Source organism: Anaerocolumna sp. MB42-C2, from assembly GCF_030913705.1.
Taxonomy (GTDB): Bacteria; Bacillota; Clostridia; order Lachnospirales; family Lachnospiraceae; genus Anaerocolumna.
Map to the genome: position 1 here is coordinate 1043462 of NZ_CP133190.1, position 20819 is coordinate 1064280.

Annotated in this window: 17 protein-coding genes; 1 reads left to right on the forward strand and 16 read right to left on the reverse strand. The window is 37.9% G+C overall.

Annotated features, from left to right (window positions below):
* Positions 1-387: 387 nt before the first annotated feature.
* From RBU59_RS04645 to RBU59_RS04665, 5 genes are all read right to left on the reverse strand, one after another.
* Positions 388-1680, reverse strand: a complete 1293-nt coding sequence (locus tag RBU59_RS04645; RefSeq protein WP_308146710.1) for a cytochrome P450 — start codon at positions 1678-1680, stop codon at positions 388-390.
* A 272-nt stretch (positions 1681-1952) separates the two neighbouring features.
* Positions 1953-4166 carry an alpha-galactosidase gene (locus RBU59_RS04650; RefSeq protein ID WP_308146711.1) on the reverse strand — a complete coding sequence of 738 codons (2214 nt, stop codon included), beginning with the start codon at positions 4164-4166 and terminating at the stop codon, positions 1953-1955.
* A gap of 60 nt (positions 4167-4226) precedes the next feature.
* A complete protein-coding gene (locus RBU59_RS04655; RefSeq protein ID WP_308146712.1) occupies positions 4227-5057 on the reverse strand; it encodes a carbohydrate ABC transporter permease in 831 nt (276 codons plus the stop codon).
* 15 nt (positions 5058-5072) lie between these two features.
* The gene (locus tag RBU59_RS04660; protein WP_442871708.1) at positions 5073-5987 is read right to left on the reverse strand and encodes a carbohydrate ABC transporter permease; all 915 of its coding nucleotides are present in this window, start codon (positions 5985-5987) and stop codon (positions 5073-5075) included.
* Between the two features lie 133 nt (positions 5988-6120).
* A complete protein-coding gene (locus RBU59_RS04665) occupies positions 6121-7482 on the reverse strand; it encodes an ABC transporter substrate-binding protein (protein WP_308146714.1) in 1362 nt (453 codons plus the stop codon).
* 407 nt (positions 7483-7889) lie between these two features.
* Between RBU59_RS04665 and RBU59_RS04670 the strand changes: the two genes are divergently transcribed.
* Positions 7890-8771, forward strand: coding sequence for an AraC family transcriptional regulator (locus RBU59_RS04670; protein ID WP_308146715.1), 882 nt, complete (start codon positions 7890-7892; stop codon positions 8769-8771).
* A gap of 270 nt (positions 8772-9041) precedes the next feature.
* Here the strand turns inward: RBU59_RS04670 and RBU59_RS04675 are convergent, their stop codons facing one another.
* The 11 genes from RBU59_RS04675 to nifE all read right to left on the reverse strand — a co-directional run bounded on the left by RBU59_RS04675 (position 9042) and on the right by nifE (position 20746).
* Positions 9042-9902 carry a hypothetical protein gene (locus RBU59_RS04675; RefSeq protein WP_308146716.1) on the reverse strand — a complete coding sequence of 287 codons (861 nt, stop codon included), beginning with the start codon at positions 9900-9902 and terminating at the stop codon, positions 9042-9044.
* A 482-nt stretch (positions 9903-10384) separates the two neighbouring features.
* Positions 10385-10669: a PqqD family peptide modification chaperone gene (locus RBU59_RS04680; protein WP_308146717.1), complete on the reverse strand. Its 285-nt coding sequence runs from the start codon at positions 10667-10669 to the stop codon at positions 10385-10387.
* Positions 10670-10686: 17 nt separating this feature from the next.
* On the reverse strand, positions 10687-12315 hold the full coding sequence (groEL, locus tag RBU59_RS04685; RefSeq protein WP_308146718.1) for a chaperonin GroEL: 1629 nt from the start codon (positions 12313-12315) through the stop codon (positions 10687-10689).
* A gap of 66 nt (positions 12316-12381) precedes the next feature.
* Positions 12382-12819, reverse strand: a complete 438-nt coding sequence (locus RBU59_RS04690) for a hypothetical protein (RefSeq protein ID WP_308146719.1) — start codon at positions 12817-12819, stop codon at positions 12382-12384.
* 33 nt (positions 12820-12852) lie between these two features.
* Complete coding sequence (locus RBU59_RS04695; protein ID WP_308146720.1) at positions 12853-13824, reverse strand: hypothetical protein; 972 nt, start codon at positions 13822-13824, stop codon at positions 12853-12855.
* Positions 13825-13835: 11 nt separating this feature from the next.
* Positions 13836-14471, reverse strand: a complete 636-nt coding sequence (locus RBU59_RS04700; RefSeq protein ID WP_308146721.1) for a Fe-only nitrogenase accessory AnfO family protein — start codon at positions 14469-14471, stop codon at positions 13836-13838.
* Between the two features lie 11 nt (positions 14472-14482).
* Positions 14483-15286, reverse strand: a complete 804-nt coding sequence (locus tag RBU59_RS04705; protein WP_308146722.1) for a homocitrate synthase — start codon at positions 15284-15286, stop codon at positions 14483-14485.
* A gap of 62 nt (positions 15287-15348) precedes the next feature.
* The gene (locus tag RBU59_RS04710) at positions 15349-16335 is read right to left on the reverse strand and encodes a homocitrate synthase/isopropylmalate synthase family protein (RefSeq protein ID WP_308146723.1); all 987 of its coding nucleotides are present in this window, start codon (positions 16333-16335) and stop codon (positions 15349-15351) included.
* A 31-nt stretch (positions 16336-16366) separates the two neighbouring features.
* The gene (locus RBU59_RS04715; RefSeq protein WP_308146724.1) at positions 16367-16675 is read right to left on the reverse strand and encodes a 2Fe-2S ferredoxin; all 309 of its coding nucleotides are present in this window, start codon (positions 16673-16675) and stop codon (positions 16367-16369) included.
* 23 nt (positions 16676-16698) lie between these two features.
* Entirely contained in the window at positions 16699-19362 is a 2664-nt protein-coding gene (nifB, locus tag RBU59_RS04720; protein WP_308146725.1) for a nitrogenase cofactor biosynthesis protein NifB, read from the reverse strand.
* Complete coding sequence (nifE, locus tag RBU59_RS04725; protein ID WP_308146726.1) at positions 19328-20746, reverse strand: nitrogenase iron-molybdenum cofactor biosynthesis protein NifE; 1419 nt, start codon at positions 20744-20746, stop codon at positions 19328-19330. The genes nifB and nifE overlap by 35 nt, the downstream gene beginning before the upstream one ends.
* Positions 20747-20819: the final 73 nt, after the last annotated feature.

Consider the following 20819-nt stretch of genomic DNA (forward strand, 5'->3'; position numbering starts at 1 on the left):
AAGTTCATTAATGTATATTAAATCTTGAATTTGATATAATAATGAATGGATACAAAAACAAGTTCTTTTTATGAATCTAATTCATAAGATGAATTTTATAAAAGTATCCTTCCGATAGAAAATTAAGATTTTGTAGTTTAGTCTCAGAATTGCAAAAGAGAAAAGTTCTTTACCAAAACTTTAGGAGATGGTTGTCTTGGACTGGCTTAGTGTCACAAAAAATTACTATTTCAGATAATGTTGGTAAGACGGATTTTTAATCGAATGAAAACTGAATATTGAGTGAGACACAAAAAATAAAAGCAGGGATTTTAATTAATCTCTGCTTTTATTTTTACATAAAAAACAGTTGCAGCTTATAAGCTGCAACCGTTTTAATCGATAATCTTATTTTATCCGTCTTACTTTATTAATAACAAATCTGCTTTTCGGAAGAGTCGGTATTCTTTTTAAAGAATACGTTAAATTCTGTCTGGGTACATTATAATTTATTTTATTCGCCATATAACCTAAACTTGCTTTCATAATTTCAATTACAACCATTTCGCCGGGGCAGCGGTGTCCATCATAATAATCCCCTCCTCCCTGTGGTATAAAACTGTATGGATTGCCACCCCATTTACGGAATCTTTCCGGTTGAAATTCATACGGTTTTCTCCATAAACGGGAATCATGATCAATTCCGTAAACATCTAAAAGTACTAAGGTACCTCTTTTGAATAAACAGTTGCTCCATACAAAATCATTTCTGACCCTTGCACCTACAAAAGGGGTAAATGGAAAATATCTTCTGACTTCCTGTGCAAACATAAGATTGTAATTATTTTCATTTTTAGCTAGCTTTATTCTACAATCCGGATGTTCATACATGGCCACAGCCCCAAAAGCAACATAAGTAGCAATTGCGACAATAGGCCTAATAATGTTAATTAATTCTACCGCTGCTACTTGTATATTTAACAGTTTACCGTTCAGGCTCCGATGCCTGGCTATGGTATAAGCGGCTGTATTTTTTGCTGCCTCTATTTTTCCCTGACGTATCTGCATAATTATACCCTTTATCCAGCTCTCTGTTCTTTTACGCGCACAGAGTCCTTCGTAATATCTGACACCGATTCCTCCGAAACCGTCAATCAGTTTGCCAAGGTCATCCGCCCGTTGTTTTACCTCTTTTGCACTTAATGGTACACCAGCCCATTCACATGCAATCTTACACATTATATTCTGCACTTCATCAAATAAAATAATCTGTTTTGGATTAAGGAAGGATTTATTCCTGGATTTTGTTTTCCTTTCCCATTCCTTTCCTGCACTTTCCCAATGTTTATTTGTGATAGCTTCCAATTGACTTAAGTTATAAGGTGTCATTATTGACATAAACATTGCCTTGCGGTGTTTGTGGGCATTTCCGTCTAATGCCTGTACTCCGTTTACGCCAAATAGAGTCTTCTGTACCCGTTTAGGAGCTGCACCTGTTCTTGTGAATTTCTGATTATCATAAAAGATTTTGGCAGCTTCAACCCCGCTGATGCAAATTACTTTTTCTCCCAACAATCTTGTTATAAATATATCAGAATGATATTTTCTGCACCTGTTTGGAATAAATTCATATCCCTCCATTAACAATGCCATACTGTTATCTAAGGTTTTATCTTTTGGAACTTTACCCATTACATTCATTTTCTATATCCTTTCTTCTAAACCTTTTTTAACTTTAAACTTTTATTGAATTCAATTATTCCCAATTTTTAATCGTTATTGTTATTATGTGTACATAATGAAAAATAATACCAAATCATATATAAAAAGAGCCGGATTATAACTTATCATTAATACTTAAAGATAAGTTATAATCCGGCTCTTTTTTTAACTTCTTTTATATATTTATTAATATAATAAACTGCGTGTGACACTTTATTAGCTGGTATTAATTTTATTGAACTTACAACAAGCTATTTAATCTTAACAAAATCAAATAACAAAGAGGCAAAATCACCACCGGCCCGATTTAAATCTTTACGGTTTATGATTAGTCCGATATTCATCAATTCATCCCCATATGCTTCCATAGTTTTACCAAGACAGGAAACCTGATACAACGCCCCCTCATCCAATCCTTTTACCTTTAATCGCAGCCAGCTGGCATTTACTTTATTTAAACGCTGATAAAAACCTGCAATTGCTTTCGATTTATCATCTGACACCACAATCCAAGCCGTATCATTGCCCTCAAACGGACTCTTTAGTCTGTAAAAGGTACCCTGCTGTATAAGAATGCGGTTTTCCTTATAATATTGTACCTGTTCTTTCACTGCCGTAATTTCTTCCTCTGACAATGTATTTAAATCCAACTCGTAACCAAATGCACCGAAAAATGCGACATTGGCTCTGGACTGTATCGGTGTCAGTCTTCCAAGCTGATGATTTGGAACCGCCGATACATGCGCACCAATGCTGGAAATAGGATAAACCATACTGGTTCCATATTGTATTTTTAATCTTTCACTTGCATCCGTATTGTCGCTGCACCAGGTCTGCGGTGCAAAATATAACATACCAGGATCAAAACGTCCGCCGCCACTGGCACAGGATTCAAACAAAATATCCGGAAATTCAGTAATTAATCTTGTATATAAATCGTAAACCCCCAAAATATACTTATGCATTACCGTACCTTGTTCTTCCGGCAAGACCGCCCTTGAATAACATTCCGTAATATAGCGGTTCATATCCCATTTAATATAAGAAATTTTTGATTCCCTTATAATTCCGGCAATCATAGAATGAATATAATCCACGATTTCCTTTCTTGAGAAATCCAACACATGCTGAGTACGGCTTAAGCTATCAAACCTGCCAGGTGTTGAGATAATGAAATCCGGATGATTGCGGTATAAGTCGCTGTTTTTATTGGTCATTTCCGGTTCGATCCAAAGCCCGAACTTCATACCCATAGCTTCAATTTTCTCGGATAAACCACTAATACCGTTCGGCAATTTTCTTTTATCTACATACCAGTCTCCTAAGCTTTGTTTATCATCGTCTCTTGTACCAAACCATCCATCATCTAAAACAAATAATTCCACTCCTACTGATTTGGCTTTTTCTGCAATCTTTAAGATTGCTTCTTCATTAAAATCCATATAAGTAGCTTCCCAGTTATTTAACAGGACAGGACGGGCTTTATCCCTCCACATTCCTCTTACCAGTCTGGTTCGGTATATCTTATGATACGTCTGGCTCATCTTATTTAGCCCCTGATTGGAATATACCATAACTACTTCTGGCGTCTGGAAAGCTTCCCCTGTTTTTAAAGGCCACTCAAAATTATTAGGGTGAATTCCGAATAAAACCCTGGTCATATCATGGGTACAAACTTCAACCTGGGCCAGGAAACTCCCGCTGTATACCAGACTAAAACCATAAACTTCTCCCTCGTGTTCTGTCGCTTCCGGACGTTTCAGTGCAAGAAAAGGATTATGTTCCGTACTGCTGGCACCGCGCATGCTGTATATAGACTGTATTCCCTGTTCCAGTTTTCTTGCCTTTACATAACGTTCTCTTGCCCAGGCACCCGCCAGATGAAGCATCTCAAAGTCCATATCGGGCAAGTCAATGCTTGCGCTCATAGCATTGGTAAGGCAAATGGCATCCTCTCCCTCCTGAATAAATTTGGCACTTCTTGTTATTACGGGCAATTCAGCGTATATGGTATAAAAAAGGAACAATCTTGTGCCTGTCAGGGCATCAAATAACTGAATTTCAAGACTGTCGGCTTCCTTTTCTTCTTCCACATAAACAGCAGGAAGCGGTTCTATCTTTTTCTTTCCTTTATAAATAGTATGATCAACATATTCAAAATGACTGATTCTGCTTCCGTTATTCTGTTTTATTTCAAAAGCCGGATAACGATAATCTCCGGTACCATAGGAGGGATATTCCTGTTTGGTATATTGTAAACACAGCTTGGACGGTTCCGGTAAATGGACTGCAGACTGGCTCCGACTCATTTCTTCATGCAGATGGGCAAAAGAGTCCCGATCTTTTACTTTCTTTCCGTAATAAAGATTTCCCAGCTGATTGTCTTCCATTATTTCTATAATATAACTGATTTCGTTATTATAAAGATGGAATTCTTTTGATTGTTCATGGTATCTAATTGGCATAGTTTTCTCCCTTATCTGGTTTTGTTCTTTTATGATGTGATTTTAAAGATCTTATATTTCTTACAGCTTACCGCCGCTGGTTGCAATTCCCTCAATAAATTGTTTCTGGAAAATGATATAAATAATAATCATAGGAATGCAGGCAAGTAAAGATGCGGCCATAAGTTCCGGATAGTTGGAGGCGAATTGACCCTGAAGTTTCGCTAATGCTGCTGATAATGGCATAGTATTTTGTTCCGTATTTACTACTAACGGCCACATAAGGTCCTTGTATGCAAAAAGGGCAGTAAAAATTCCAAGGGCAACCATAGCAGATTTCGTAAGCGGAGCCATGACATATAAAAATATTTGACCGATATTGCAGCCATCAAGTGTAGCTGCTTCCTCTAAATCCTTCGGAAGACTCATATACGCCTGCCTTAAAAGAAATGTACCAAAAGCAGTTACCAGCCCCGGAAAAATAAGTGCAAAACTAGTATTTAACATTCCCATTTTACTAACTATTAAGTATTGAGGAATTATAAATATCTGACCAGGAACCATCATTTGGAATAATACTAAAGAAAAAGCGATATCCCGTCCTCTAAAGGTAAGACGTCCGAAAGCATAACCTGCCATAGTGGCCGTAAGAACGGCACAAATAACACGGCCCGCAATTAATATTAATGTATTCAGATATAATCTTTCAAAATGCATTTTGCTTAAAACCGAAGTGAAAGCGTCCGTTCTCCAAATAGTCGGAAAAATAATAAACGGATTCATTTGTGTAGATTCGGATATTGACTTGAATGAAGTTAATGTCATCCATAAAAAGGGAACAAGCATGGTAATTGCTCCAATAATTAATACGAGGTGTATAATAGCTAGATTGATTTTACTCTGTTTTCCCATATCTTCTTCTCCTTTCTAATTATAGTTAACCCATTTTTTCTGAAACTGAACCTGGATTATGGTTATTATCATAATAACCAGAAGCAATAGCATTACAATTGCAGAACCGTAACCTTTATTGGACTCGATAAAGGAATATTTATAGAATAAATATACCAGGGACTGAGTTTTGGGAAATGCAGGATTTGTTCTGTCCATCATCATAAAGATAGTATCAAATACCTGCATTGCACCAATAATTCTTGTTATTGTTACGAAAAACATTGTAGGAGAAATTAAAGGCAAGGTTATTGCAAAAAATTGTTTAAATCCGTTAGCACCGTCAATTTCCGATGCTTCATAATAATCCCTTGGAATTTCCTGAAGACCTGCCAGAAAAAGCACCAAATTATAACCGATAACAGACCAGATACCTACTGCTGCAATCGATATAAAAGTAAAATTAGGGCTTGAAATCCAATTAACAGATTTTAACCCAATGGAATTTAACATATGGTTTAACAGACCAAACTCAGAATTATACAGCCATCTCCACACCATAGCTATTGCTGCCGGTGCTGCGACCATAGGCAAAAAGTAAATAGTTCTGTAAACCGTACGTCCATGTATTTTACGGTTTAATAAAACAGCCAGAACAATCGCAATCGCAATGGAAAAAGGTACCTCTATGACAGCATATTTAAATGTGTTAATAAGTGCCTGCCAGACATTTTCGTCTGCAATCATTTTTTTATAATTATTAAAACCTATAAATATATTCCCCTTACCAAACGCACCGGTCTTAAAAAAACTCTGGTATATAGTTTGAAAAATAGGAATAATGTTTAATACCACTAAGCCGATCATAGTAGGCAGAATAAATAACCATCCCCAGAAAAATTCATTTCTTTTCTGATTTATTCCTTTTGATTTTACTTTTCCTGACACGATATCATCTCCTTATATAATTTCTCTTTTAGAAGAATGGCAGACTTCACCCATTGCTACCTGGACGATGCCTGCCACAATTGTTCTTCTGTTATTCTTAGTATTAGCCCCGAAGCAGTATCAGGAACTATTTCTATTATTCTTCTGCTAATGTTGCATTCATTTCTGTAGTGATGTCTTTACATACATCCTCTACACTCTTCTTACCTGTCCAGGCATCTACTAATTTTTCACTAATCATGTTTTCCCAAGTTACTGTTGTTTTAGAATATGGTCTGATTACTAAATCTTTCATCATATCCAGATATGCCTGAGTATTAAAATCAGGATAAGCTTTTGTCCAGTTAGATACGGTTCCTTCATAAGCTGAAATAACGATACCTAAATCGGATTGTTTTTGCTGAGCTTCCTGTGAGCCTAAATATTCGATAAGTGCCCATGCCTGATCCGGTTTATTCGTGTTAGCTGCTGCTGCCCAGCCAAGACCATTATAGATAGATGCTCTTCTTCCGGTCGTTGCATCTTTAGGAAGTACAGCAACATCACAGTTTGCTTTTACATAATCATTGTTGCAAAGGTCTGCAAGCATCCAGGAACCCTGTGTGATCATAGCAACTTTACCTGCTTCAAATAAAGCATTTGCATTATTTTCAGCAATTGTTTCATATGGCGGTGTTAAACCTTCTTTTACTAAACCGGATGCAAAATCAATTGCTTTAATGGTACCAGGCTGATCAAATCCGGAGGCTTTCTTATCATCAGATATAACGGTTCCGCCCATATCATAAACCATATTATACCATCCATCCTGGTTACTGCTTGGTGCAAGTGTAAATCCGTATTGACTACCGTCCGGTTTCGTTAACTTCTTGCAGGCATCTTTAAAATCATCCCAGGTCCAGGAATCATCCGGATAAGAAAGACCTGCTTCATCAAACATAGTTTTGTTATACCATAATGCTATCGTATCGATATCTTTTGGCATAGCATATTGCTTTTCACCCTGCCATTTGTAGATATTTACAATGTCTTGCGGGAATTTAGACATATCTACCACACTACTTTTATCGATTCTGTCAGTTAAATCAAGTAACATTTCATATTCGGAATATTTAGCAATTTCATTAGAATGCATCCAAAATACATCAGGTAATGTTCCGCCTGTAGCACCTGCTTCCAACATGGTCCAGTATTGATCCCAGGGAGTAACCTGTATTTCTACCTTAGTACCGGTCTTAGCTGTAAAATCATCCATAATTTTTCTTAATCCCGGTTCCTGATTAGTATCCCAGATAGCTACCGTTAATGTATCTGCGGAAACCTCTTTTGTGGCATCTGCCTTACCATCTGCAGTCTGAGTTGCTTCTTCTCCTGATGATTCACTTACCGTATTGGCAGTATCTGTTGAGCCGCTGTTTTGTTTGCTGTTACCACATGCCGATAAAGACATTACCATAATTGTTGCCATCGTTAAAGCTAATAACTTCCTAAGTTTCATAAATTTTCCTCCTCTTATTTATAATGCCGAGTGCTCTACCGAATCAATAAACAGATTCAATGTAGTTATAATTATATAGACATATTAACAATTAGAAAATGGATTTATGTTATATAAACATGTCATTATGTTGCTTCTAAGTCAGTTTTTTATTCTTTTACTTATGCATTTTAACCATAGTGTCAGTATCAGATTAGAAATGCATTAAAAAACGTGAACTTTCTTTGTTATTTTTATATGTTAATTCCTATAAATTTATACCTTAATCGTAAATATGCCAGTAAGATAAAAATATTGTGTTATTATCCCTGAACTTCGATTGAATTAAATTAAAATATCTGATAAAATTATAATAATTTATATTTTGGATATTAACCTATTAACAAGAAGTTGAAAGGGGAGGTTTTATGGAAAAACCTACAACCTATAATACAACAGTCGGATTTCGCTGTCTTAGAAATATTAAAAAGCAGACGAATGATTTGTATCTGGTGCATTGCGGACAGCAGCAATGTCCGCCGGGATACACCTATAATCATAAGATACCTAATGAATACCATCTTCATTTTGTACTAAACGGCAAAGGTTCTTTAATTATAGATGGTAAACATTATCAAGTTAAGAAAGAGAATATTTTTTTAATCCCAAAAGATGTTTCTTTTCAATACAATGCCGATATGGAGGAGCCCTGGGAATACATCTGGGTTACTTTTGACGGAGTTAAAGCGGCAGACTATTTAACTTATGCGGGACTTTCAGCGGATAATCCCGTGGCCGTTTCCGCAATCCCCATCGCAACCTATCTGCCGATGGTTAAAAAGATGCTGGATTCCAATATCCTCACCTTAGCTAATGAAATAAGACGAGTGGGATATTTATTTGACTTGCTGTCTACGTTAATTGATGCGCAAAGTTCAACCAGAAGTAAAGACAAACGATACGATTATTCCAGCGAAACATATGTAGAACATGCCCTTCAATATATATCCTTAAACTATGGTCATGTAAAAGTGTGCGATATAGCGGATTATATTGGAATTAACCGTTCTTATCTTACTTCCATATTCAAAAAGGAACTGCAGGTATCTCCCCAGGAGTATCTGGTTAATTACCGGTTACGTAAAGCCGCCGAATTGATTCGGACCACAAATTTATCCATACAAGATATTTCAAATCAGGCCGGCTATGATAATCCTTTCAATTTTTCCAAGATGTTTAAAAATACTTATGGCGTAAGCCCTAAGACTTACCGCCTTGAGAATTCAAAATTAACGGAACCGATTGACTAATCGGACAAGCTGTAAAATAAAGTGTCAGGCTTGCCAGACTCCTGTGCTGACGTGCTGTCACGACAGTGACATCTTCCTTAAGCGCGTCATGTGCATCCTGCCGGTCGGGCTTTTTATGCAATAGGACGCAATGTCCTATAGCATAAAATAAGGCTGTTGCTTAATCATTATCTTATTACATTCTGCTGAATGTGATAATACTGATTTGCAACAGCCTTAGTATATCTCAATTATCTTAATTCATGTTTATTTTTTATCTATATTACTAAATTATTTTGATGTTTTCTTTTTCTGAGATAAAAGCACCACACCTCCGAGTAATGCCGCAACTCCGGCAATACCTATGATTGGCAAGCGATTATTATCTTTGGAGGCTGTTTCCTCAACTGGAGTGTTATCAGCTATACTGACAACTTCCATATTGCCCTCTCCTGCTTTTACCTTACCGTCCTGTACTGCATTGGCAGTTTTTACTTCATCTGCTGCAAGACCGGATGTTGCCATTAACTCCGGCTCTTTTCCCAGGACAACTTTTACCATATCTTCACCGGTCAAACTATAAATAAATTTAGCATTATCTTCATTGTATGGATTTATTCCAACTTCGATATGACCGTCAATAGGAGTTGTATACATAATAGAAATCCCTTTCGTTTCTAACTCAGAAACCTTATCTTCAAACAAGGTTTTATTCACTTCATCCTGTCTGGTAACCAGATTATTATCTATCCCCTCCGATGATACTGCGGTATCCGGTGCTTCTGCCTGACAGGCTACATATGATACGGCTTCTTCCCCTTTTATAACCTTTACTTTTTCATTGCCAAAGATGTCGTACAGATAATCTGCATTTTCATCACTATAAGGAGTAATCCCAATCTCTACATAATGATCTGCCGGTACGGTATGGGTTACGGTAAATCCCATTTTTTCTATTTCTTTAAAATGATCTATAAACACATATTGGTCAATTTCACTCTGTAATTTCAATAATTCACTGTCAATTCCGGAATCCTGTGCTGTTACTTCTGCTGATTTACTGTCAATGGTTTCTGCAAATGCCACACCTGTAGACAAAACCGATACACATAAACCTAACATAATAGCTTTCATAAATTTAGTCTTTATCATCAATAATACCTCATCTCTCTTATAATAAAATTTATATGGTAGTCGCTGTCCAATTTCATATATTTATATTGAAGTCATATAATTTTCTTTTGAATATGTCATTTTTCACTTTATATTAATTTTTTGTCATATAATACTTTTTCATTTTATTTTTCGTTCAATTATTAGTTATCATTAAATTTAATAATGATTAATTATTTTATCATCTCTATTCCAACAGATAATCTCTTTGGTACCGAAAGAGATTATTTAAGTGCCTCCTTTCTTAAGCCTTTACATTGATTAGACGAGAGTATTTATTTTATGGTTCCATAATATTAAAAAATACTAAAAATTTTTTCAAATTTTTTTTGAACTTAAGAATAGTAGATTTAGAGCACAAAAAAGCACAAAATTGATGTGATTTTTGTGCTTTTTATTTGGGCCGCTATTATTTTCCCTTACCTATTCTAATTTCTTATTGTTATCCGTATCACTTAAATTTAGATTATATCAACCACTCCGGCATTAATCAGCTTGGCAAGTAATTCTTCTACCTCCATCCTGGATTCCTCTTCATCCAAGTCATTTCTTACAGCGACTGCCTGTATCAATTCATTATAAGTTGCGTGTTTTTCCAGCCTTGACCAAAGAAAACATCCTAATTCATTTATAGAATTCATACTTATTACAGCACCTGCACCATCCTTCTCATTAAAGATATTAAATTCTCCGCCAAACTCTCTTAAAATATATCCTTCCTTGATCCTGACCTTTTGTATTATCATAATATTTCCTCTCAAAATCACCTCATAATAGGAACTCCCTGTTTCATTAATTCAATATCTTCCTGATCCGGTTGTACACTCACCATAAGAACATCGGCATACAGCCATTCATACACAACGCTTACCGCCTGATGAAGTGCGGTTGTTACGACAGCGGCAGCATCAAAAATGCCTGCTGCTTTCATATCGGTAAATTCATGTTTTACTAGGTTATAACCTATTTTACCTGCCGAATCTTCCATAATCTTTAAAGATTCTTTTTCGCCCAGTCCATCCTTACGGACAATGATTCCGGCCGGAGCTCTTAAAGCATCCAATATTAATAATTTACCAAGAATTTCATCTTTTAAGTCATTCTTATCATAAAAACTGTCCACCAGGATATTGGCAATCGCAGCTAATGCACTTCCTCCTCCGGACAGCACTCCTCCTTTCGCAACTGCTCTGACAAAGGCAAGTGCCGACTGAATTTTATGCGTCTCCTCATGCATCTGCAAAAGAGTATGTCCTCCTACCCGTATGAATGCAATTTTACCCTCAAGATTGCCGATTCTCTCATAATACTGATTCTTATCCAAAAACTCTGTTTCATTTGATTGAATGTATTCTTTTATTATTTCAACCCGTTTCTTGACAGCTTCCTTTGTGCCCCTGCTATTCAGAAACAAAGTTTTATTCTTTTCAATTCTGACTTCCCCGGCTCTTCCCAGCTCAGATAATTTCACATTTTCTAACGTGACTGCGTTTTCACTGCATACACAGCCACCGGTAACCACCGCCAGGTCATTCAGTAAATCCGCTTTTCTTCTGCCGATTCCGGGAGCTTTAATAGCCACAGCGTTAAAAACCTTTTTCTGAATATTACTAATCAAAAGTGTCAACGCTTCCCCCTGAATTTCTTCCGCTATGATGATCAGTCCGGCATTCGTCTCAACAATCTGCTCCAATACCGGAAGAAGTTGTGCAAACTGATTAATTATCCCGTCGGTAATTAATATATATGGCTGCTGCATTATTTTTACATTACTTTTTAAATTGGGACATATGCTCTCTGTCAGATAACCTCCAGGAATTTCAAATCCCTCCATAAATTCAAGTTCCGTCTTAAGTCCATGGCCTTCTTTTACAATAACGGTACCGTCTTTACCAACTTTCTCATATGCATCATAAACCAGTTTTGTAAGTTTTTCATCCGCTAACTCATATTGAAGTAATTCAAGAAGTTTTTCTTTGGTAAAAGGTTGTGCCAGCTCTTTTATCTTTTTTAGAACTGCTGGCAGCGCTTTTTTTAATCCCCGGCCCAGAATGACCGGATTTGCTCCGGCAGCCATTAACCGCTTTCCCTGATTGATCATCTCATTGATAAATAACAAGGTCATAACCGATCCGTCCCCTGCCAGCCTTTCTGTGTTGAATGCAGCTTCTTTCGCCAGCTGTATGCCTTCATCTACAAATAAATCTTTTGCTTTCAGGTTACGCAGAATGGAATAGGTCTGGGAACTTAATAACAGATTTCCATTTTCATCATCCAAAACTGCGTTACAACCTGTTGGACCAAACGTTGAGGACAGTAATTTATATACCTCCTGAATTCCTTCGGCTAGGGCTGCTCTGGCATCTTCTGAATATTTAAAATTTTTAATCATAGATTCCTCCGTTCCTGCGTAATTATTTTACGAATACGCCTCCGATTTATATTTTAGTCATTATAATTATAATGCAAACATAGTCTGGTCTCCCACCAGTTCAAAACTGTATAAAGAATCTGTCAGCTCCCGCTGCGCAAATATTAATAATTCATGGTGTTTCTCTTTCTCTTCCTGATACCCTATCGTTACAAGAACGCTGAAGGTAGAATCGTCTTTACCGTTTTTGTATAACTCACATTTTACTTTTGTTTTCTCTCCAATCTGATACTTGGGATTTAATCCTATGTAGGCTACTTCACAAAATGACATGACACAGTTACCCAAGGTTATACCCTCTTCACAGATTGCCTGGAACGTTGAACAATAACCTTCCGGAGTATATTCAAATACTTCCTTTCCCTCGTCATTCAGCTGTTCATAGAATTTTTTACTCAGAAACATCTTGCAGGTAAGCATTTCCTGCTCTTTTTCCTGTCCCGGCCGTATTTCCTTATTCTCCATACGCAATCCTTCCTTTCCGATATTTAATCTATTTCAGATCCCGGTACTGCATTTGCTGCAATTGCTGCAATCTCCACATTTCTGGTACAGGTTTTCTATTACCTGCTCTGTCCCCATCTTAAACTGCAGAAGTGAATATTCATGTATATACCCACTGCTGTCAGTGATCCGTACGGATTGGTTCAGAAATTCAATATTGATCGGATAAACCTCCATAGCATCAATATCTGTCTGACTTATTTTCTGTTCCGGTGCAATACGGATTTCTTCCTTTTCAGAAGTGAGTACCACTGCTGTAATCGTTGTCTTCAAAGCTTTTAAAGTACCATTCTCATAAAAACTCAAAGAATTCTTTTCTCCATGAATACCTAGGGGATGATTATCATAAGCAAAAAAGCTGCAGGCATCATATGTTAAATGTACCGGATTCTCCGGCTCAATGGATTCGACAGCACCACTTTCATAAAAAGAAATTCCGAAACGCACCTTAATTTTGCTGTAAGGCGTCTTTATATCAACATTTTCTCCCGGCCATAATGTCAGACTCTTTACTGCTCCTGATTCATAAAATACAATACAGCTGATTTTTGCCTCTATCTTCTGTTCCCCTATTTCAATTGAATAAGATGTCAGTAATTCAGCTTCTTCCCTTTCCGACCAGTAACCGTTTATCTGCCCATAAACCGGAAAGATACGCAAGTATCTGCCGGACTCATAGAAGGATACAAATTCTGCTTTCATCTTTCCCACAGGACAATCTATCTCCTGCCGTTCGTTTAGATACAGGGATTTTAACTTACCGCTCTTATAAAAAGAAACAGCATCCCGGTAACGGGTCCTGACATCTCCGCTCTCATATTTAGGAATATAAATTTCCCCATGATGTGATATTTTATTCCGGCTTTTAAACATACAGGAACGAAGTATCCCGTCTTTATCAATCCGTTCACCGACAACTCCGGTCAATAAGCCTATTTCGGTGTAAAATTCTTTATCTTTTAACATACACATTCACCTCACTGCTTTTTACAGCTTTTATGAGTAAGCAATATATGAGATACTCCATTTTCACGTTTTGATTCCATGTTCAGCCCATGACTTTTAACAAACTCATCCAGCCATGGCATGACATGCTCACACCGAATCAGAAGGGAAAAAAATAAGTCATTGGTTAAAAAAGGAATCAACATTTTTTTACTTGACAATTCCGGATGGCATTTTATAGCTTTTGTAAAATCAAAGAAATAATTCCCCTCATCATCTGTCGGAATAGGTGCTGGTGGTACCATCTCAATTTCTTCCGGTCTTTTATCTTTTATCATTAAAAAATCAGCATAAATCTCATCCAAAAGCTGATTGCTGATATTATCTGCTTCAAAAACTTCCAAGCCGGCCCTGCAAAGTGTATGATAGGGGATTCCGATAATCTCTTTTCCTACAATGTTATTGCAATTCCTATCCAAAATATCTTTTGCAACTTTTTCGGCTTTCTCTCTTACTGCAGCCGCAGTAACCATATTTGGCTCCGGAAGAATCGGAAAACGGTCTACAATACTCCACTCTTTCTGCTTTTCATAAATAAAAACTTCCCTGATGGCATAATATCCGGCCAGTTTTTTGTCAGAACCGACTGCCAATGCAATTCGCTCCATCCCTCCACCTCCTATAAGCTATATTTTAATATGTCAATTAATGTCTCTTCAACCAGCTTCACCTTATGTTTATCTACCCCTAAATCAAACAGTCGTTCCGCGGAGTGAATCAGATCATACATATTACAATTTCCGGCTCTTTCTCCGATTCCAAGTAATGTACAGTCAAGCAGTTTGGCTCCGGCACCTGCCATCGCTATTGTATTTGCAACTGCCATTCCCAGATCATTATGTTCATGTGTTTCAATTGTAACAGGTATTTCCGATATCAGTTCCTTTACCATCGCTATACTGTTTGAAGGTACAAATACACCTACCGTATCTGCCAGCCGTATTGTAGATGCACCCATTTCACTCACATAACGAGCCATTCTTTTAATGAATCCGATATCAGCCCTGGAAGAATCTTCAAAACCGACTGTAGCAGAGATTCCTGCCTTACTGATAATCTCAAGACATTTTGATGTCTGATTGATAATCCAGTCCTTATTTTTATTTAATTTTCCATAGATCTGAATGTATGAAACCGGCATTCCTATATGAATCCGGTCAGGGCATAAGCTCACGGCAAACCTGACATCTTCTTCTACCAGCCTGCACCATACTGATATCTCTGAATTTTTCTTATGGCTTATTATTTTATCAATAATATAAGCTTCCTGCTCTTTGGCAAATACGCCGATTTCTATCTCATGAATACCTATCTCATCCAGAAGCAGGGCCAGTTTTATCTTGTCTTCAGGCTGAAAAGCAATTCCAGGACATTGTTCTCCATCCCGTAATGTAGTATCAACAATCCATCGTTTTGGTTTCATTATAACAACCCTGCCTTTCTCACACTTGTAAAACTTCGAGCCTCTGACATTTTTTTAACTCTTCATGATACAATTGCACCCGCTCCTACCAGCCTGTTAACAAGTTCCGTAAATTCCTCATCTGACACACTTCTTCTGTTTCTCATGCTGATTTCCTTGATCTGAGCCAGAACATATCCAGCCTGCTCTTCCGTCAATTTTGGCAGCTTCAGCTCTAACCTTTTATATTCAACACTTGCTTTTCCGGAATGTTTTCCAAGTACAATCTGCCTTGTTCTTCCCAGTATCTGCGGGGAAACACATTCATAATTTGACGGTTTCTTTAAGACCCCGTCAACATGAATTCCTGATTCAATATCGAAAATAGAATCTCCTACGATAGGGCTTTTGCTCCCGACTTTACCAAGACAGAGTTCTTCATATAATTCCTTCATTTCAATTAACGCTGTGTAATTCTGTTTCATACGGAATTGACCGGTCACTTTAAGTGCCAGCAGTACCTGTTCGGTTGCCGCCAGATTTCCCACTCCCAAAAATGAGGTAATTACATCCCCACCGCAGTCCATGATATATTCAACCGCAATTGCAGTGGCACAATTAAGATTGTTTTCGGGACGTATGATAATCCGGTCTGTATTGACATATTTCCTGATCTGCCGGAATTTAGTCTTATAGTCAAAACAGATAAAATCATCCAGACCGGTCAACATAACACCACTGGATAAATTAAAAGTTTTTAACTGCATGATTTCCCGGACATCGTTTAACTGATAACTGCAAATCACCTTGTTTTCACCGGTGTGATGTCTCTTAAAGAAATTACTGATGCCCCAGAAGCCAGAGGGTGATTCCAATGATTCCAGTTCCAAATATAACTTTACATCTGTCGGAATTTCACCCTCTAACAACCGATATACATACTTGGAAATCAAAATATCATTAATCCCGGCTTTCTTAAGTAAACTTATAAACTGTAATACATTTACTTTAGTAAATTCCGTATTTTCTTCGGTAATATAGTTAAGAGTTGAATCAATGATATGAAACATAAAATCACCCCCGTTTTTTGTTTCATCGTTATCAGATCATTAAATCTTTTACCGGTGCTCCGCCTTCGAAATGCTCATCGAATATTCTTTCTACATCCTCCTCCGACACATTGCCATACCAGACACCTTCCGGGTAAACTACAACAATCGGCCCTTTCTCACAAATACCAAAGCATCCGGTATTATTCACTACTACCTCTCCTGACAGATCCCGGTCCGTGATCTCTTCCATAAACTTTTGTAAAAGAGGAACGGAACCCTTATTATAACAGAACCCCCTTTGCTGACCTGTAATTGTGCAGCTTGTGCAGATAAAAACATGATATTTTGGCTGAACCATATAAATTCTCCTTTCTTGTTGATTTAATAATTTTCCGCAGCTTTTACCACTGCGTCCGTTACCCTGTCGTAAGTTGTAATAACTTTGATACCATGTTCCCTTAATTTATTTTTAGGATTTTCTCCTATCCTCATGGATAGGACTCCATGGCAATCTTTTACAGAAGTGATCATACGTTCTATTTTATCTGATTCCTCCTGACATTCACTGTTTCCGCCGCAGTATTTATCAACACTTCTGATTTCCAGTAAATTAGCTTCTCCGTCCTTGTACTCATAGATATAAAATTCTTTGGCATGACCGAAATGCAAATCGACCAGGCTGCCGTTTTTCGACGCTACTGCAAAGCGGTAGTTTTTATTTGCTTTACTTAAGGATTCGTTATCCTGAAATCCATATATATCGATTGATTTATCCTCATCCAGGGTACCCACCGCGTCTGCTCTGCACTGCTTGCAATGATACATTTGTTTTAATATGCCGCTGCATTGCTGTCTTATTTGTTCCAGTTCTTTTTCATTTAACTTGGGCAGCTTTTCAAATACACTTCCCTCCACACTGATATGGGGCATAATATTGGTAATGAAACCACCGATGTCCTTTACCGTCTGCACAATTTCAGGAATATGAGTATCATTAATTCCTTTTAATGTTACAATATTAACCTTACAAACAACACCATGTGCAATCAGGATTCTCAGACCATTCAGCTGGTTGGACACCATAATTCCGCCTGCAGCATCTCCCTCATATCTTTTTCCCATATAATAGATGTACTTGTATATCTGTCCGGCAATATGGGGATCCACCGCATTTATGGTAACGGTTATGTGGGATACTCTCAGTTTAACCAGCTCTTCTGCATATGCGGGAAGCATTAACCCATTGGTGGAAAGGCAAAAAGTTACTTTTTCATCATATTTCCGTATTAGTTCCAGGGTATGTTTTGTCTCTTCCCAGTTGGCAAGTGCATCCCCCGGTCCTGCAATACCAACAACGGTAAGATTTTGCATCTTTTCTTTTACTTTTTTGTAACGCAGGAAAGCTTCTTCCGGAGTCAGCACACTAGTTGTTACTCCGGGTCTACTTTCATTGGGGCAGTCAAATTTTCTGACACAATAATTACATTGAACATTACATCTGGGTGCGACGGGAAGATGAATCCTGGCATACTTATGGGCAGCGCAGTTATAACATGGATGACTTTCTGTTTTCTTATGCAGTTCTTCTCTTCGCCGGTCCAAAATAAACTCTGCGGCGATTTTACCTTTATCCGGAGCCTGAACCGTATTAGTATCAATTTCGGTTCCTTTATAATATTTATTGTACACTTCCTCCCGAAATCCGGTTTCTTTCCGGCTTAGAATCGCATTGGTTATCTCATCTAAAAGAGTCAGTGTGCCCTCATATCCCAAAAGCCTTAACCTCTGGCCTCCCACGCGGTCATGAATGGGAAATCCCCGTCTGATGAGCGGGATTCCAAGACTATGCTCTATCCTCCTGCCGTCTGAGTTACCAATTAAAATATTGGCCTTGTGGCTCACTGCCATAGATTCGATTTCCTTAAAGTCTGTATCATCTTTTATTTCATAATCCGATATCAGATAGTTTTCCGCGACTTTTTGTATTTCTCTTTCCACATAACGGGCAAGATTCGGACAGGTGGAGCCCGTTGCTACCGAGATGGGAACGATACCATTTTCCCGACAGAGACGTACGATAGATATGATTTGATCCGGTTCTCCAAAAACAACCGCTCTTCCTTCTGAATTATATTTATGGCTGTCTATCATACTGTCCAGATAACGACTCCTTTGTTTCTTTATCTCTTCCGGAATTTCCCTGCCGGATAATCGGGCCAGTTCCTCATAAAAGAAATCCGTATCCCTAAGGCCTGTGGGCAGATTTAATCTTTTATAGGGAACCCCATATTCTTGTTCCAGATATTTTCCGGGAGATTCCGTAAGCTCCATATTACACAATTCCAATGTAACTGCCGCACCGGCCATTTTCCTTATTTCTTCTATAGGGGTACCGCCCTCGGGGAGTTTGTTATAGTTTTCCTTAAAACCTCCATCCAGATTATCCGATAAATCCGGTAAAAGAATAATATCCAATCCAAAAAGTGAGAAAACCTCTTTTAAAAATCTGGTATCCGCTGCACTGATATACGAAGTAATAACATTTATTTTTTTATTCGGTTTACTCTCCATTGATAAACGGGAAACAATATGGTACAGTGCCTTAAAATAACCCTCAAACTGGGTCCCGCCATATCCTGCCGAGTTAACCGGGATGATTACCACATCTTTATACTCAGGATTTTCATCATAAAAATTATTGATGATTCTCGGTACATCCTCACCAATAGTCTCCGCCAGACACGTGGTGGGCACTCCTACAACACTTGGCCTATAAATATCAATTAGATTTTTCAAACCCTTTTTCAAATTGACCTCTCCGCCATAAATAGTACCATTCTCAGTGAGGGAAGAAGATGCTATATCTACCGGTTCATTATAATGCGTAGCCATATGACGCCTTATATATGTGCTGCAGCCCTGGGAACCATGCAAAATTGACATACACCCATGAATTCCATACAGTGCGGTTACTGCCCCCAGTGGCATACACATTTTACATGGATTAGTATTAAGATTCACTAATGGTCTTATTGTTGTTTTCATACACATCACCTGATTTCTGAGATCTTAAGTATTGCCATACCGGGCTGTTAATACTTTGATTTATCTCCCTTGTAAAATTATAAATACCCTCAAATCCTGCTAAAGGATGCTTTCTTTCATGGTTATGGTCGCAAAAGGCAATTCCCAGTTTATATGCTAGGGGCCTTTCTTTCACTCCCCCTACTAAAATATCCGCCCCTTTTTCTTTCATAAATTTTTCTAACTCTGCCGGATTGGCATCATCCAGTATCACCGTATCCGAATCTGCAAGCTGTTCTATGATCTCGTATTCATCCTTTTTTCCTGTCTGGGTACCAACAACAACCGTTTTCATTCCCATATAATTAAACTGTTTTATTAATGATATTGCTTTGAATCCGCCGCCTACATAAACAGCAGCCTTTTTTCCTTTTAACTTAGGCCGGTAGACTTTTAAAAATTCTTCTGCTTTATTCGCTTCTTCCATACAGAACTCTTCTGCTTTTTTTCTTGCTTTCTGATCTCCCAGCGCATCGGCTATTCTGACCAAAGAGGAGGATGTATCTTCAATACCAAAGAAGCTGACTTTAATATACGGTATTTTGAATTCTTCCTCCATACGTGCCGCAAGATATGTGCTGGAGCCTGCGCATTGGACTATATTCAGTACTGCCTGCGGGGCTTTTATCATATTATCGTAGCTTGCATCACCGGTAAAAGTTGAGACTACGGGTATTCCCATCTTTGTTAAATAGTTTTTAATGATCCACATCTCACCGGCCAGATTAAAATCTCCCAGAATATTGACTCCCTGTATTTTATGCTCCGTTTTATGTGGCAACAGTACTTCCATAATGGCATTACAAGCCATTTTATAACCGGTGGATTTATTTCCCGAAAATCCTGCAGATTTAACAGGAATAACAGGGACATGATATTTTAATGACATCTGTTTGCAGACAGCGTCCACATCATCTCCTATAACACCTACTATGCAGGTTGCATAGATAAAAATAACCTTGGGATTATAGCTTTCTGCAACTTCTTCAATAGCCGCCGTAAGTTTTTCCGCTCCGCCGAATATAACATCTCTTTCTCTTAAATCCGTTGAAAAGCTGTTTCGGTATAAGTCATCTCCACTGGAGAGACTTCCTCGGATATCCCAGGTATAACTTGCACATCCAATCGGCCCATGGACGATATGAAAAGCATCTGTTATAGGATTTAGAACTACCCTGGCTCCGCAATATACACAGGCCCTCTGGCTTACCGAACCGGAGACGGAAGACGTATCACAGCGAATACCGCTTCCGTCTCCGCTGCAGCCACCCTCGCTCTTAAACAAAATAAACTGTTTTCTCTCTTCCAAAACCGAACTATTATTAACAACAGTATTATCATTCATACTTATCACCCCTATCTTTTCCTGTATAATCTTTAAGCAGGTACCATTATGCGCTTTCACATACTATCACCTG